This window comes from Halioxenophilus sp. WMMB6 (assembly GCF_033283405.1).
GTDB lineage: Bacteria > Pseudomonadota > Gammaproteobacteria > Pseudomonadales > Cellvibrionaceae > Halioxenophilus.
On the sequence record NZ_JAWMQR010000017.1, the window covers coordinates 1 to 16652 of the forward strand.

Annotated in this window: 12 protein-coding genes, 1 tRNA gene and 1 pseudogene; all 14 read right to left on the minus strand. The window is 53.6% G+C overall.

Annotated features, from left to right (window positions below; all coding sequences use genetic code 11):
• A partial coding sequence (locus SBL51_RS22955; RefSeq protein ID WP_317933557.1) for a GTP-binding protein occupies positions 1–128 on the minus strand: 128 nt, incomplete at its 3' end.
• 40 nt (positions 129–168) lie between these two features.
• Positions 169–2274, minus strand: a complete 2106-nt coding sequence (fusA, locus tag SBL51_RS22960) for an elongation factor G (RefSeq protein WP_317933546.1) — start codon at positions 2272–2274, stop codon at positions 169–171.
• Positions 2275–2571: 297 nt separating this feature from the next.
• Positions 2572–3042, minus strand: a complete 471-nt coding sequence (gene rpsG, locus SBL51_RS22965; protein ID WP_317933547.1) for a 30S ribosomal protein S7 — start codon at positions 3040–3042, stop codon at positions 2572–2574.
• Positions 3043–3206: 164 nt separating this feature from the next.
• Positions 3207–3578, minus strand: coding sequence for a 30S ribosomal protein S12 (gene rpsL / locus SBL51_RS22970; protein WP_317933548.1), 372 nt, complete (start codon positions 3576–3578; stop codon positions 3207–3209).
• 285 nt (positions 3579–3863) lie between these two features.
• A complete protein-coding gene (gene rpoC / locus SBL51_RS22975) occupies positions 3864–8084 on the minus strand; it encodes a DNA-directed RNA polymerase subunit beta' (RefSeq protein ID WP_317933549.1) in 4221 nt (1406 codons plus the stop codon).
• A 116-nt stretch (positions 8085–8200) separates the two neighbouring features.
• Positions 8201–12286: a DNA-directed RNA polymerase subunit beta gene (gene rpoB, locus SBL51_RS22980; RefSeq protein WP_317933550.1), complete on the minus strand. Its 4086-nt coding sequence runs from the start codon at positions 12284–12286 to the stop codon at positions 8201–8203.
• Positions 12287–12611: 325 nt separating this feature from the next.
• Entirely contained in the window at positions 12612–12992 is a 381-nt protein-coding gene (rplL, locus tag SBL51_RS22985) for a 50S ribosomal protein L7/L12 (RefSeq protein ID WP_317933551.1), read from the minus strand.
• 89 nt (positions 12993–13081) lie between these two features.
• The gene (rplJ, locus tag SBL51_RS22990; RefSeq protein ID WP_317933552.1) at positions 13082–13612 is read right to left on the minus strand and encodes a 50S ribosomal protein L10; all 531 of its coding nucleotides are present in this window, start codon (positions 13610–13612) and stop codon (positions 13082–13084) included.
• Between the two features lie 337 nt (positions 13613–13949).
• Positions 13950–14645, minus strand: a complete 696-nt coding sequence (gene rplA, locus SBL51_RS22995) for a 50S ribosomal protein L1 (RefSeq protein ID WP_317933553.1) — start codon at positions 14643–14645, stop codon at positions 13950–13952.
• 1 nt (position 14646) lies between these two features.
• Positions 14647–15078: a 50S ribosomal protein L11 gene (gene rplK, locus SBL51_RS23000; protein ID WP_317933554.1), complete on the minus strand. Its 432-nt coding sequence runs from the start codon at positions 15076–15078 to the stop codon at positions 14647–14649.
• A 140-nt stretch (positions 15079–15218) separates the two neighbouring features.
• Entirely contained in the window at positions 15219–15752 is a 534-nt protein-coding gene (nusG, locus tag SBL51_RS23005) for a transcription termination/antitermination protein NusG (RefSeq protein WP_317933555.1), read from the minus strand.
• Positions 15753–15763: 11 nt separating this feature from the next.
• Positions 15764–16135 (minus strand): preprotein translocase subunit SecE, encoded by a 372-nt coding sequence (secE, locus tag SBL51_RS23010; protein ID WP_317933556.1) that lies wholly within the window; start codon positions 16133–16135, stop codon positions 15764–15766.
• A gap of 39 nt (positions 16136–16174) precedes the next feature.
• A tRNA-Trp gene (locus SBL51_RS23015) sits at positions 16175–16250 on the minus strand.
• Positions 16251–16314: 64 nt separating this feature from the next.
• Positions 16315–16652: pseudogene (gene tuf / locus SBL51_RS23020) on the minus strand (elongation factor Tu); the annotation flags it as partial.

The window sequence follows — 16652 nt, forward strand, 5'->3', positions numbered from 1 at the left end:
GTACCGCCCCATACTTCGGCACAAACGCGTGTCAGCGCTGCAGTCAGGGTTGTTTTACCGTGGTCAACGTGACCAATGGTGCCCACGTTTACGTGGGGTTTACTACGTTCAAATGTTTCTTTTGCCACTTTGGATTCCCTCTAGAGTATTTAAATTAATAACAAACGATTAAAAGGTATTCTTTGCCACGATTTCATCAGAGACATTTTTTGGCGCTTCCATGTATTTATCAAACTCCATGGTAAAGGTCGCCCGCCCCTGGGTAGCCGAACGCAGGTCGGTGGCATAACCGAACATTTCTGCCAACGGCACTTCCGCTTTAATTACTTTGCCCGATGCACTTTCGCCCATACTGACAATCATGCCGCGGCGGCGGTTCAAATCGCCAACCACATCACCCATGTTCTCTTCCGGGGTTACAACTTCGACTTTCATGACCGGCTCCAACAGTACTGCACCACCTTTTTGTGATAACTGTTTGGTCGCCATGGATGCAGCGATTTTAAAGGCCATTTCGTTGGAGTCCACATCGTGGTAGCTGCCATCGTAGAGTGTTGCCTTTAAACCCAGCAGAGGGTAGCCCGCCAGCACCCCGTTTTTCATCTGCTCACTAATGCCCTTCTCAACCGCAGGAATGTACTCTTTGGGCACCACGCCACCGACCACTTCGTTAACAAACTCCAGACCTTCCGAGTTGATATCTTCAGCCGGCTCAAAACGCACCCAAACGTGACCAAACTGACCACGGCCACCAGACTGACGGATGAACTTGCCTTCAATTTCACAGGTGTTGGTGATCCGCTCACGGTAGGCCACCTGCGGTTTACCGATGTTGGCCTCCACGCTGAACTCGCGGCGCATACGGTCGACGATGATATCCAGGTGCAGCTCGCCCATCCCAGAGATGATGGTCTGACCGGTCTCTTCATCGGTGGCCACACGGAAGGAGGGATCTTCCTGAGCAAGCTTGCCCAGGGCAATGCCCATCTTCTCCTGGTCGGCTTTGGAGCGCGGCTCCACCGCCACGGAGATCACCGGCTCGGGGAAATCCATGCGCTCCAGAATAATTTTCTTCTGCTCATCACACAGCGTATCGCCGGTGGTGACATCTTTCAGGCCAATAGCGGCAGCGATATCACCGGCCAGTACCTCTTTGATCTCTTCGCGCGAGTTGGAGTGCATCTGCACCATTCGCCCAACGCGTTCTTTCTTACCTTTAACAGAGTTGTACACCGCTGTACCGCTCTCCAATTTACCGGAGTAGACGCGGAAGAAGGTTAAGGTACCCACAAACGGGTCGGTGGCAATTTTAAAAGCCAGTGCGGCAAAGGGGGCGTTGTCGTCAGCTTCGCGGGTATCGACCGTTTCACCATCGTCCAAGGTACCCTCGATGGCTTTTACTTCCGTCGGCGAGGGCAGGTACTCAACAACGGCGTCAAGCATCGCCTGCACACCCTTGTTCTTGAAGGCCGAACCACCGATTACCGGGACGATATCATTGGCCAGAGTACGCGCACGAATGCCGGCCTTGATCTCCTCCTCGCTCAGTTCACCGCCCTCCAGGTATTTCTCCATCAGCTCTTCGTTGGCTTCCGCGGCCGCTTCGATCATATTCTCACGCAGCGCTTCGCACTCATCGAGCAGATCTTCAGGGACCTCGCCATACTCAAAGGTCATACCCATGTCCTCCTCATTCCAGAGGATGGATTTCATTTTGATCAGATCAACCACACCTTTGAATTGATCTTCGGCACCGATGGTCATCTGCAGAGGCACAGGGTTTGCCCCCAGACGATCTTTCAGCTGCTCGACCACACTTAAAAAGTCGGCACCGGCGCGGTCCATCTTGTTAACGAAAACCAGACGTGGGACTTCATACTTGTTGGCCTGACGCCAAACGGTTTCGGTTTGCGGTTGCACACCGGAAGAGCCGCACAGTACTACCACGGCACCGTCCAACACCCGCAGCGAACGCTCCACCTCAATGGTAAAATCGACGTGCCCGGGGGTGTCGATAATATTGACCCGGTGTTGATCAAACTGCTGCTGCATACCCGACCAGAAACAGGTGGTCGCAGCCGAAGTGATGGTGATACCCCGCTCCTGCTCCTGTTCCATCCAGTCCATGGTGGCGGCACCATCGTGCACCTCACCAATTTTGTGGGACAAACCGGTGTAAAACAGTACGCGCTCTGTCGTGGTGGTTTTACCGGCATCCACGTGGGCACAGATACCGATGTTGCGGTAGCGTGCTATAGGTGTTTTACGAGCCAATTTTACGTCCCCCAAAAGTGTTGTTCGTGTAGTGAGCCCCGGGGTATACACCTGGACTGTCGTCAACAAATCAAATGATCGCTTTGATTCTTGCCCTCGGCTAAAAAATCAAATGAGTAGGCTGGATGTCAGAGGATTTTTTAGCGGAGATCTTGAGCTTTTGGCCCAATTAACGGGTAGAGACCCGATTTTTCATCCTGCCCAACGGTAACAGATTGCAGGATTTTAAAACCACAAAAGGCAGCGAGTATCGCTGCCTTTTGTGACAAGTTTTTTAAGCGGGTTGAAAAAACGCGCTTAAAAACGGTAGTGAGAGAACGCCTTGTTGGCTTCGGCCATGCGATGCACGTCTTCGCGCTTCTTCACAGCTGAACCTTTACTTTGTGAGGCGTCAATCAATTCACCGGCCAGTCGAGCAGCCATGGACTTCTCACCGCGTCCGCGAGAGTACTCCACGAGCCAGCGCATGGCCAAGGCGGTGCGACGAGCCGGGCGCACTTCAACAGGCACCTGGTAGGTAGCACCACCTACTCGGCGGGACTTTACTTCAACCAATGGCGCGACGTTTTCCAGAGCTTCATCAAAGATCTCGATCGGATCTTTCTTCAGCTTGGTTTCAACGATTTCAAGCGCACCGTATACAATTCGCTCGGCAACGGATTTTTTACCGCTGACCATCACGATGTTCATAAATTTCGCCAAGGTGGTGTTGCCGAATTTTGGATCCGGCAATATTTCACGCTTGGCGGCTACGCGTCTTCTTGGCATTGTTAGCCTCTCTTCAGGATTTTCTAAGACACCGCTCTCTCACAACTTTCACTTCCGTTACATTATGAGCGCGCTTAGCCTTACTCAGTTTCGTACCCGCTAAGCCCTAAGGCTTTAGTGAGTAACACCGAAAAAACGGATCAGGTACCGTTCCTAAATACAACTTACTTAGGACGCTTGGTTCCGTATTTGGAACGAGCTTGTTTACGGTTGTTTACACCAGCAGTATCCAGGGCACCACGAACAGTGTGATAACGCACACCTGGCAAATCTTTTACACGACCGCCACGAATCAGAACCACACTGTGCTCCTGCAGGTTGTGGCCTTCACCACCAATGTATGAAGAGACTTCAAAACCATTGGTTAAGCGAACACGGCACACTTTACGCAGTGCTGAGTTTGGTTTTTTCGGGGTAGTAGTGTAAACGCGAGTACAAACGCCACGCCGTTGTGGGCAGGCTTCGAGCGCACGTACGTCGCTTGCTACTGCTTTACGTTTTCTCGGCTTACGAACCAACTGGTTGATCGTTGCCATGAAAAATAAACTCCAGAATATAAATTGTGTGATGCGCCTAAAAAGCAAGGCTTTGCCATCACGTTAACTTGCCTTCCGCTATCCTCGCCAAACCTCGGTCTTCGAACAAATAACGGACGCCCCATGGAAAATGGGTGCGCAATTATAATGAGCTAAAACTGGTAACACAAGGACATTGAAGGCTTTTCGAGCAATCACTCCGCTTTCGACCAGGTCAAAGGCGATAGCAGCCACTCATAAAAAAGCCCCCAAACGGGGGCTTTTGGGGTCGATCAAGCGAGCGACTTAGGTAGCACTGGACTTCAGTGCTTCGGTTAGAGCTGCTTCGACCTCTTCCGCACTCGGCCCTTCCTGGTTTACCTCTTCGGCACGTCGCTGACGACGTTTCTCGTGGTAAGCCAAACCGGTACCGGCTGGAATCAGACGACCCACAACCACGTTCTCTTTCAGGCCACGCAGGGTATCCACCTTGCCGGTCACAGCGGCTTCGGTGAGTACACGGGTGGTCTCCTGGAAGGAGGCCGCAGAAATGAACGACTCGGTAGCCAAAGAAGCTTTGGTGATGCCCAGCAGTTGTCGCTCGAAGGTGGCTGGCTGCATGCCTTCAGCGCGCAGACGCTCGTTCTCTTCCAGCACAACAGCGTATTCCACCTGCTCACCCTTCACGAAGGAGGAGTCACCCATCTCCAGGATCTCAACTTTACGCAGCATCTGACGCACGATGGTCTCGATGTGCTTATCGTTGATGCGTACACCCTGCAGACGGTAGACGTCCTGGATCTCGTTGGTGATGTAGTGGGCCAAGGCCTCTACGCCCTGCAGACGCAGGATGTCGTGCGGGTTGGAGGGGCCATCGGAAACCACCTCACCCTTGGCCACAGCTTCACCTTCGAACACCGACAATTGACGGTGCTTTGGAATCAACTCTTCGTAGTGGGTGTCGCCATTTGGCAGCACCTGACCATCGGTCGGGGTAATCACCAAACGACGCTTGCCTTTGGTCTCTTTACCGAAGGAGATGGTACCGCTGATCTCCGCCAGAATAGAGGGTTCCTTCGGCTTACGCGCTTCGAACAGGTCGGCCACGCGGGGTAGACCACCGGTAATATCCTTAGTACCACCCGACTCTTGCGGGATACGGGCGATAACGTCACCCGCTTTCACCACTTCACCGTCGGAGAGGCTCAACAGCGCCTTGGCAGGCAGCATGTAGTGGGCTGGCTGATTGGAGTTGGCCAGAGTCACTTCATTGCCATCGGCATCGTACAGGGTTACCGCTGGTTTCAAATCCTTACCGGCCGCCGGGCGTTCGGCTGGGTCCATGACCTCAATGGAGGTCAAGCCGGTCAGCTCGTCGGTTTGACGACGAATCGAGAGACCATCCTCCATACCGGTCAGGCGCGCGGTACCACCCACTTCGGTGATGATTGGGTGGGTGTGTGGATCCCATTTGGCCACCACCTGACCACCATCAACTTCGGCGCCTTCAGTCACACTGATATTGGCACCGTAAGGGATTTTGTAACGCTCGCGTTCGCGACCGTTGGCATCGGCCACGGCCAGCTCACCGGAGCGGGAGACCGCCACCAGCGTGCCATCTTCGCGCTCTACCACCTTCACGTTGTGCAGGCGTACGGTACCGCCCTGCTTAACCTGAATACTATCCGCCGCAGAGGCACGGCTGGCCGCACCACCAATGTGGAAGGTACGCATGGTCAGCTGAGTACCCGGCTCGCCGATGGACTGGGCCGCAATAACGCCGACCGCCTCACCGGTGTTGGCGCGATGGCCACGGGCCAGGTCGCGACCGTAACACTGGGCACAGATACCGTAACGTGATTCACAGGTAATCGGTGAACGCACAGTAACCTCGTCCACGGCCAGCTCTTCAACGCGGGTTACCCACTTCTCGTCGATCATTACGCCGGCTGGGATCAGAATCTCATCGCTGCCTTCGCGGATCACGTCCTTGGCGATAACGCGGCCAAGGATACGATCACCCAGGGACTCGATAACGTCACCACCTTCAATTACTGGTGCCAAGGTCAGGCCAGCGTCTGTGCCACAATCGGTTTCGGTGATTACCACATCCTGGGCCACGTCCACCAGACGGCGGGTCAGGTAACCGGAGTTTGCGGTTTTCAACGCGGTATCGGCCAAACCTTTACGTGCACCGTGGGTCGAGATGAAGTACTGACCAACGTTCAAACCTTCACGGAAGTTCGCCGTGATTGGCGTTTCGATGATCGAGCCATCGGGCTTGGCCATCAGACCGCGCATACCGGCCAGCTGACGAATCTGAGCCGGGGAGCCCCGGGCACCGGAATCGGCGTACATGTAGACCGAGTTAAAGGAGGCCTGCTCTTCCTCTTCACCGTTGCGGTTGGTCACGGACTCTTTGGAGATACCCTCCATCATCGACTTGGCAACCAGGTCGTTGGCGCGGGACCAGATATCGATAACCTTGTTGTACTTCTCGCCCTGGGTTACCAGACCGGAAGCGTACTGGGCTTCAATTTCGGCCACTTCGGCGTCGGCTTTGGCAACGATCTCTTCTTTGGCCGCGGGGATCTCGAAGTCGTTAACACCAATAGACGAACCCGATTTGGTGGAGTACTCGTAACCGGTGTACATCAGTTTGTCGGCAAATATTACGCTCGCCTTCAAACCAACGATGCGGTAGCAGTAGTTGATCAACGCCGAGATCGCCTTTTTCACCATGGGCCGGTTGACCATCTCGAAAGGCATACCTTCCGGTACGATCTCCCACAGCAGCACGCGGCCGACAGTGGTTTCAACGATCATGGTGGAGAAGACCTTCTCTCCGTCCTCGCCCTTCACCGCCTGGGTGACACGACACTTGATACGCGCCTGCAGGTGAACCTTCTTGGCGTTATAGGCACGGTGCACTTCCGACGAATCGGCAAATACCATACCTTCACCCTCGGCGTTCACACGCTCACGGGTCATCCAGTAGAGGCCCAGTACCACGTCCTGGGAAGGCACGATAATCGGCTCACCGGAGGCCGGTGACAGAATGTTGTTGGTGGACATCATCAATGCCCGCGCTTCCAACTGTGCCTCGATGGTCAACGGTACATGCACCGCCATCTGGTCACCGTCGAAGTCGGCGTTGTAGGCGGCACACACCAGCGGGTGCAGTTGGATCGCTTTACCTTCAATCAGTACCGGTTCGAACGCCTGAATACCAAGACGGTGCAGGGTCGGCGCACGGTTGAGCAGTACCGGGTGTTCGCGGATCACTTCGTCCAGGATATCCCATACCACCGGCTCTTCACGCTCGACCATCTTTTTGGCCGCTTTAATGGTGGTGGCCAAACCGCGCAGCTCCAGCTTGCTGAAGATGAACGGCTTGAACAGTTCGAGAGCCATTTTCTTCGGCAGACCGCACTGGTGCAGTTTCAGGGTCGGGCCGGTAACAATTACCGAACGGCCGGAGTAGTCCACACGCTTACCGAGCAGGTTCTGACGGAAACGACCCTGTTTACCTTTGATCATGTCGGCCAGAGATTTCAGCGGACGCTTGTTGGAGCCGGTGATGGCACGGCCACGACGGCCGTTATCCAACAGGGCGTCTACCGCTTCCTGCAGCATACGTTTTTCGTTGCGCACGATAATATCGGGCGCATTCAGATCCAACAGACGCTTCAAACGATTGTTACGATTAATAACACGGCGGTAGAGGTCGTTGAGGTCAGAGGTGGCAAAACGGCCGCCATCCAGTGGTACCAAAGGACGCAGGTCGGGTGGTAACACGGGCAGAGCTTCCAGCACCATCCACTCAGGTTTGTTACCCGAGTTATAGAAGGCCTCCAACAGCTTCAGACGCTTGGATAATTTCTTAACCTTGGTCTCACTGCTGGTGGAAGGAATCTCTTCACGCAATTGCTGAATTTCGCCTTCGATATCGATATCGCGCATCAGCTCCTGGATCGCCTCGGCACCCATTTTGGCCTCGAACTCGTCACCAAACTCTTCCATGGCTTCGAAGTACTGTTCGTCGGTCAGCAGCTGGCCCTTCTCCAGCGTGGTCATACCTGGATCGGTGACCACGTAAGATTCGAAGTAGAGCACACGCTCAATGTTGCGCAGGGTCATGTCCAGCAACAAACCGATACGGCTCGGCAGGGACTTCAGGAACCAGATGTGGGCAACGGGGCTGGCCAGTTCAATGTGGCCCATGCGCTCACGACGGACCTTGGCCAGGGTTACTTCCACGCCGCATTTTTCGCAGATAATGCCGCGATGCTTCATACGCTTGTACTTACCGCACAAGCACTCGTAATCTTTTACCGGGCCAAAGATCTTGGCGCAGAACAGACCTTCACGCTCTGGCTTGAAGGTTCTGTAGTTGATGGTCTCCGGTTTTTTCACCTCACCAAAAGACCAGGAACGAATCATGTCTGGTGAAGCCAGACCAATTCGAATGGTGTCAAACTCTTCACTTTGTCCTTGGGACTTCAGTAGGTTCAGTAAGTCTTTCAAGTTAGCCTCCCGCGGGCTCGCGTTGTACGCCAGTAGCACCTGTTAACCGCTTGCGCGGTCTACCGAGCAGGGGCCCCATTAATTTCTTGGGAACCCCTGCGTTGGGATTTTGTGCATTAGCTGTCGTGATCCAGCTCCATGTTGATACCCAGTGAGCGGATCTCCTTCAGCAGTACGTTGAAGGACTCCGGCATGCCGGGCTCCATGCGATGGTCGCCATCGACAATGTTTTTATAGAGCTTGGTACGACCGACCACGTCATCGGATTTGACCGTAAGCATCTCTTGCAGAGTGTAGGCAGCACCGTATGCTTCCAGTGCCCAGACCTCCATCTCCCCGAAACGCTGACCACCGAATTGCGCCTTACCACCCAGCGGCTGCTGAGTAACCAGGCTGTAGGAACCGGTGGAACGGGCGTGCATTTTGTCGTCGACCAAGTGGTTCAACTTCAGCATGTACATGTAACCAACCGTGACAGGGCGCTGGAAGGCATCGCCGGTACGACCGTCGTACAGAGTACGCTGACCACTGTCGTCGAGGTCGGCCAAACGCAGCAGCGCTTTGATCTCTTCCTCTTTGGCACCATCAAAGACCGGAGTGGCCATTGGCACACCGCGGCGCAGGTTACTCGCCAGCTCAAGCACATCGCCATCGCTCAGCTGATCCAGCTCCTCTTTGTTGTAGGCTTCGCCGGTCAGGTTGTAGACCTCGTGCAGGAAGCCACGCACCTCAGCAACCGCTTTCTGTGCCTGAATCATCTGATCGATCTTGTCGCCCAGCCCCTTAGCCGCCATACCCAGGTGCATTTCAAGAACCTGACCAACGTTCATACGGGACGGTACGCCGAGCGGGTTCAATACGATATCCACCGGCTCGCCATTTTCGTCGTAAGGCATATCTTCAACCGGCATGATCACCGAGATAACACCCTTGTTACCGTGACGACCGGCCATCTTGTCGCCCGGCTGGATGCGGCGCTTGATCGCCAAGTAAACCTTAACGATCTTCAGTACACCCGGAGCCAGGTCGTCGCCGGTTTGCAGCTTGCGTTTTTTGTCTTCAAAGCGCTCATCGAGCTCTTTGCGGCGCTCTACCAACTGAGCTTCAGCGCGGTCGAGCTGCTCATTCAGCGCATCGTCTTCCATGCGCAGTTTGAACCACTCGGAGTGCTCCAGGCCAGCCAGCAGTTCGTCGCTGACCAGATCACCTTTTTTGACGTTTTTGCCGCCGGAGACCTTCTGGCCAACCAGCGCTGATTGCAGACGCTCAAAGGTGGCGGTCTCGACGATACGGAACTCTTCGTTGAGATCCTTGCGCACCTTGTTCAGTTGCGCGGTTTCGATCTCTTTTGAGCGCTGATCTTTCTCCAGGCCATCGCGGGTAAAGACCTGAACGTCGATCACCGTACCCTTGGTGCTGGTCGGCACGCGCAGGGAGGTGTCTTTTACGTCTGAGGCTTTTTCACCAAAGATGGCGCGCAGCAGTTTCTCTTCTGGGGTCAGCTGGGTTTCACCTTTCGGTGTTACCTTGCCCACCAGGATATCACCTGGGCCAACTTCGGCACCGATGTACACAATGCCCGACTCATCCAGCTTGGCCAGAGCCGCTTCGCCCACGTTGGGGATATCCGCGGTGATCTCTTCACTGCCGAGCTTGGTATCGCGCGCGATACAGGTCAGCTCCTGAATGTGGATGGTGGTGAAGCGATCCTCCTGTACAACCCGCTCAGACACCAAAATGGAGTCTTCGAAGTTGTAGCCGTTCCACGGCATGAAGGCGATACGCATGTTTTGGCCCAGAGCCAGCTCACCCAGGTCGACAGAGGGACCATCGGCCAGAATGTCACCGCGGGCAACACTATCGCCGGTTTTAACAATTGGGCGCTGGTTGATGCAGGTGTTCTGGTTGGAACGGGTGTATTTGATCAGGTTATAGATATCCACACCGGCATCGCCAGCGGTAACTTCATCGTCGTTAACCTTCACCACAATGCGGCCGGCATCAACGCGGTCGATAACACCACCGCGGCTGGCTACCACACAAACACCGGAGTCACTGGCAACCACTCGCTCCATACCGGTGCCCACCAGAGGCTTCTCGGCGCGAAGGGTAGGTACCGCCTGACGCTGCATGTTGGAACCCATCAAGGCCCGGTTGGCGTCATCGTGTTCCAGGAACGGGATCAATGAGGCCGCTACCGATACCACCTGCCGAGGAGAGACGTCCATGTACTGAACATCTTCTTTTGGCTTCAGGGTAAAGTCGCCACCGGCACGAACGGAGACCAGGTCTTCGATCAATTGGGCCTTCTCGTTCAATTTGGCGGCTGCCTGGGCAATGATGAATTGTGATTCATTAATTGCTGACAGGTATTCAAACTCGTTGGTGACCACACCATCCACCACCTTGCGGTAGGGGCTCTCCAGGAAGCCGTAGCTGTTGGTACGGGCGTAGGTAGCCAAAGAGTTGATCAGACCAATGTTTGGACCTTCCGGAGTTTCAATAGGACAGACGCGGCCATAGTGGGTCGGGTGCACGTCGCGCACCTCAAAGCCGGCACGCTCACGGGTCAAACCGCCTGGGCCCAAGGCCGAAACACGGCGCTTGTGAGTCACCTCAGAAAGCGGGTTGTTCTGGTCCATAAACTGCGACAACTGGGAAGAGCCGAAGAACTCTTTTACCGCAGCGGCAACCGGTTTGGCGTTGATCAGATCCTGTGGCATCAGGCCTTCGCTTTCGGCCATGGAGAGTCGCTCTTTCACCGCGCGCTCAACACGAACCAATCCAACACGGAATTGGTTCTCGGCCATCTCTCCTACGGAACGGATACGACGGTTACCCAGGTGGTCGATATCGTCCACCACGCCATTACCATTGCGGATCGCGATCAGGGTTTGCAGAACCTCTACGATGTCGTCGTTCGACAGCGTACCTTCACCGGTATCTTCGACGCGACCAAGGCGACGGTTGAACTTCATACGGCCAACCGCAGAGAGGTCGTAACGGTCTTGACTGAAGAACAGGTTCTGGAACAGACCTTCGGCCGACTCTTTGGTAGGCGGCTCGCCAGGACGCATCATGCGGTAGATTTCGACCAGCGCTTCCAGCTCACTGCGAGTTGGATCGATGCGCAGGGTTTCTGAAATAAACGCACCGCAATCCAGTTCGTTGGTGTAGAGGGTGTTGAAATTGGTAACGCCAGCAGCACGCAGCTGCTCCAGGGCGTCTTCAGTTAACTCGGTGTTACACTCAATCAGAATCTCACCGGTGTTGGTATCGACCAGGTCAGTGGCCAGGGCACGACCAACCATGTAATCGGTCGGCACCACCAGCTCTTCGACACCCGCCTTCTCCATTTGACGAATGTGGCGAGCGGTAATACGACGCCCCTCTTCTACAATCACCTTGCCGGAGGCATCTTTAATATCGAAGCTGGTAACGTCACCACGCAAGCGCGATGGGATCAGCTTCAGTGAGTACTCACCGGAATCCAGCACGGTAAATTCGTCAGTGTCGAAGAACATCTCCAACATCTCTTGCGACGAAAAGCCGAGGGCGCGCAACAGTATGGTCGCGGGCAGTTTACGTCGACGGTCGATACGGACGTAGACCAGGTCTTTCGGATCGAACTCAAAATCGAGCCATGAGCCACGGTAAGGAATCACACGGGCGGAGTAGAGCAATTTACCAGAGGAGTGAGTTTTGCCCTTGTCGTGATCGAAAAAGACGCCGGGTGAACGGTGCAGCTGAGATACGATGACACGCTCGGTACCATTGATAATAAAGGTACCGTTATCAGTCATGAGCGGAATTTCGCCCATGTACACTTCTTGTTCTTTAATGTCTTTAATGGTTTTGTTGGACGACTCTTTGTCGTAGATAATCAACCGAACCTTAACGCGCAGGGGCACAGCGTAGGTAACGCCCCGCAAAATACATTCGTTTACGTCGAATACCGCCTTGCCCAGCTGGTAGCTAACATACTCCAGCGCGGCATTGCCAGAGTAGCTGACAATGGGAAATACGGATTTAAAAGCCGCGTGCAGGCCGATATCAAAGCGCTCTTCAGGAGAGCAACCAGCCTGAGTGAATTTTTCGTAGGAATCTAACTGAATTGCTAGCAGGTAAGGAACATCCATCACCTGTGGCAGCTTGCCAAAATCTTTGCGGATGCGTTTCTTCTCAGTAAATGAGTAAGCCATCTGTATACCCCAGCTTGTCGTCGGAGAGGGCAGTCTTAGCCTTTTGGGCACTATGCGCCTGTTCGTCGCTATGACGTTATTAGTACCGTTTAACCCACGGCCGGGTCGGTCTGTTTAGTTTGGCGAACACCAGTTTATGCAAAATCAGCTTTTGCAAAATTGTGTTACCGAAACTACCTGGTGGCCTCTGCTCGCCTGTAGTGTGTTATGGAAGGCCCACAACTGCAGAATTCCGTCAACCGAAAACGGCAAAAGGGCCGGCAGGTTTAACCCGCCAGCCCCGCGTCGATTTTAACAACCGACGACTGTCATGAAAGACTGTTGCTTACTTAACCTCAACAACAGCACCAGCTTCTTCAAGCTGCTTCTTGACGTCTTCTGCTTCGTCTTTGCCAACGCCTTCTTTGATCGCTTTAGGAGCGCTTTCAACCAGGTCTTTGGCTTCTTTCAGGCCCAGACCGGTGATTGCACGTACCGCTTTGATGACGTTAACTTTCTTGTCGCCAGCGCTAGACAGAATTACATCGAATTCAGTTTGCTCTTCTGCAGCAGCACCGGCATCACCACCAGCAGCTGGAGCAGCAACGGCAACAGCGGCAGCAGCAGAAACACCAAACTTCTCTTCCATAGCTTCAACAAGCTGAACAACGTCCATTACGCTCATTTCGGCGATTGCATTCAAAATATCTTCTTTAGACAGAGCCATGACTCAGATCTCCAAATTTAAAAAATTGATTAACTCGTAAATTCAACGAACCACTAATCACGCTGCCAATTGTGCCGGGGCACAATCTATTAAGCAGCGTCTTGCTTTTGATCGCGTACGGCAGCAACCGCTCGGGTAACCTTGGCAGGCACTTCGTTGAAAGTGCGAGCCAGTTTGGTAACCGGAGCCAGTAAAGTTGCAGCCAAAGTAGCAAGCGCCTGTTCGCGGGTCGGCAGTTTGGCCAGCACATCGATATCGGCTGGAGTTAACTGCTGGCCACCAACAGCCAACACTTTCACTTCAAATTTGTCATTCGCTTTCGCGAAATCTTTGAAGATTCGTGCCGCTGCACCGGGATCTTCCATAGAAAATCCGAACAGAGACGGACCCACCAAAGCGTCGTTAACACACTCGAACTCAGTACCGGTGAAGGCACGTTTGGCCAAGGTGTTACGAACAACACGGAGGTTCACGTTATTTTCGCGCGCCAGTTTACGCAAAGCTGTCATCGCAGAAACGGTTACGCCACGCGCATCCGCCACTACCAATGACAAAGCATTAATAGCGGTCTCGTTAACGTCGGCAACGATGGCCTTTTTGTCTTCGAGTCCTAATGCCACAATGTTTCTCCTGGATTAAATCGATGTTCAGCACAGGCCGCGCAACGATTTATTGGATAAAATTCCCAGCCATTGGCTGGAAACCCTTTCGGTGATCGAATCCAGTAGCTCTGTAAAAAGAAACTGATTCGGGTATCACCGTCTGCGTAGGCTTGAGAACAACCACAGAGATGCAATGGCTGGCTCATCAATTAAGTAAGGGGCCGCTCACCTTTAAGCAAAGTGATAGCTCCCTTACACCTACGGTCTTTGACGGCTGCGCCGTACTCAGCTAACTAACGTTAATTGAGCCCAACACAGACCCCAAAGTTCAATGGCAGCCGAAACTGCCGAATTTTTAAACGTCCAAGCTTGCTTGGTCGATGGTTATACCAGGACCCATAGTTGTGCTAAGAGATACCTTACGCAGGTAAACACCTTTTGCAGTAGAAGGCTTGGCCTTTTTCAGGTCAGAGATCAGCGCTTCCAGGTTGGCTTTAATAGCCTCAGGCTCAAAAGAGATACGACCGATACCACCGTGGATGATGCCGCCCTTATCCGCGCGGTAACGAACCTGACCTGCTTTGGCATTCTTAACCGCAGCCACGACATCGGGCGTTACGGTGCCGGTTTTTGGGTTTGGCATTAAGCCACGTGGACCGAGGATTTGGCCCAACTGACCAACAACACGCATGGCTGCAGGATCAGCAATAACCACGTCGAAATCCATCATGCCGCCTTTGATTTCAGCAGCCAGCTCGTCCATACCGACAAACTCAGCGCCGGCCTCTTTGGCGGCGTCTGCAGCAGCACCTTGGGTAAATACGGCTACGCGCACATCTTTACCGGTACCATGCGGCAGGCTGGTCGCACCACGTACGGCCTGGTCGGATTTACGAGGATCAATACCGAGGTTGATAGCAGCATCAACTGTCTCGGGGAATTTTACAGTGGACAGCTCTTTAAGCAGGGCGATAGCTTCATCGATGCTGTAAGTCTTGGTGCTGTCGACCTTTTCACGGAATACTTTTAAACGCTTGGACAATTTTGCCATCTTACAGACCCTCCACATCCAAACCCATTGCGCGGGCAGAGCCGGCAATAGTACGCACCGCTGCATCCATATCGGCCGCAGTCAGGTCCGGCATTTTGGCAGTAGCGATCTCTTCCAGCTGCTCGCGAGTCACAGTACCAACCTTGTTGGTATTGGGACGGGCACTACCGGATTTAATCTTGGCCGCTTTTTTCAGCAGGAAGGACGCGGGTGGCGTCTTCATAGTGAAGGTGAAACTGCGGTCGCTGTATACGGAAATTACAACAGGGACAGGTGAGCCCGGCTCCATACCTTGAGTCTGGGCGTTAAACGCTTTACAGAACTCCATGATATTCACGCCGCGCTGACCGAGCGCTGGACCTACTGGCGGACTAGGGTTAGCCTGACCAGCAGAAACTTGCAGCTTAATATAAGCTTCAATTTTCTTTGCCATGATGAGTACTCCTCGTTATGGGTAGTAACGCCTCGGGCTTATTGGCATAAACCGTCACTGGCTCCCCGGTTATTTCGTCGAGCTTTTTACCGACGAGTGAAAGCCGAATCGGTGACTAACCGACCCGGCTAAAAATCCAATTAGGCTTTTTCTACCTGAGAAAACTCCAGCTCAACCGGCGTGGAACGACCAAAGATCAATACCGCTACTTGTAGACGGTTCTTGTCGTAGTCCACACCTTCAACAACACCATTGAAGTCATTGAATGGGCCATCGACCACGCGCACCATTTCGCCCGGCTCGAAGATTGTTTTCGGCTTCGGCTTCTCGCTGGAGTCATCAACTCGCTGCAGAATGGCCTGTGCTTCTTTCTCAGTAATTGGCGCAGGCTTATCAGCCTTGCCACCAATGAAACCCATCACTCTGGGTGTATCTTTTACCAGATGCCAAGTGTCGTCGTTCAATTCCATCTGTACCAGCACGTAGCCAGGGAAAAACTTACGTTCACTTTTGCGCTTTTGACCAGCGCGCATCTCAACGACCTCTTCAGTGGGCACTAACACCTCACCAAATTGATCCTGCATGTTCAGACGCTCTATACGCTCTTTGAGCGCAGCGGCGACCTTCTTCTCGTAGCCAGAATAGGCATGTACCACATACCAACGTTGAGCCATGACTTAACCTCTTAACCTAAAATTAGTGAGGCAATCCAGCCTAGCAGCGAATCGAGCCCCCATAAAATTAGAGCCATGACAAAAACTACCGCCACGACAATAAGCGTGGTTTGGTTGGTCTCCTGTCGAGATGGCCACACCACTTTCTTGACTTCGCTCTGTGCCTCACGCAACAGCGACCAGACAGCGGCACCTTTTTGGGTGTAGGCAGCGATTGCCAGCACCACAACCACACCCACCAACAAACCTAACCACCGATAGAGGTCGGGAACCTTCTCAGCAAAATATTGGTAGCTGAATATTCCGCCCCCAGCAATGACAAGCACCACCAGCCACTTGAGCGTATCGAGCCGGTATACGGGTTCTTGCGCCTTGCTACTCATATCTTGTCACTATTTAGGTTTTGCTTTGCGGACTTTAAATGGCAGGCCAGGAGGGACTCGAACCCCCAACTTTCGGTTTTGGAGACCGATGCTCTACCAATTGAACTACTGGCCTTTTATTTTATAAACACAAACGCCTCGCGAACCGCGAGGCGTGTGAAATCGAACTAATCTCGCGACTACTCGATGATTTTTGCAACAACACCAGCGCCAACGGTACGGCCACCTTCGCGGATCGCGAAGCGCAGACCTTCATCCATGGCGATTGGGCAGATCAGGGTAACAGTCATCTGAATGTTGTCACCCGGCATTACCATCTCAACGCCTTCTGGCAGTTCACAAGCACCGGTTACGTCGGTGGTACGGAAGTAGAACTGTGGACGGTAACCCTTGAAGAATGGGGTATGACGACCACCTTCATCTTTACCCAGCACGTAAACTTCGCCTTCGAACTTGGTGTGTGGAGTGATGGAACCAGGCTTGGCCAGTACTTGACCACGCTCTACTTCGTCACGCT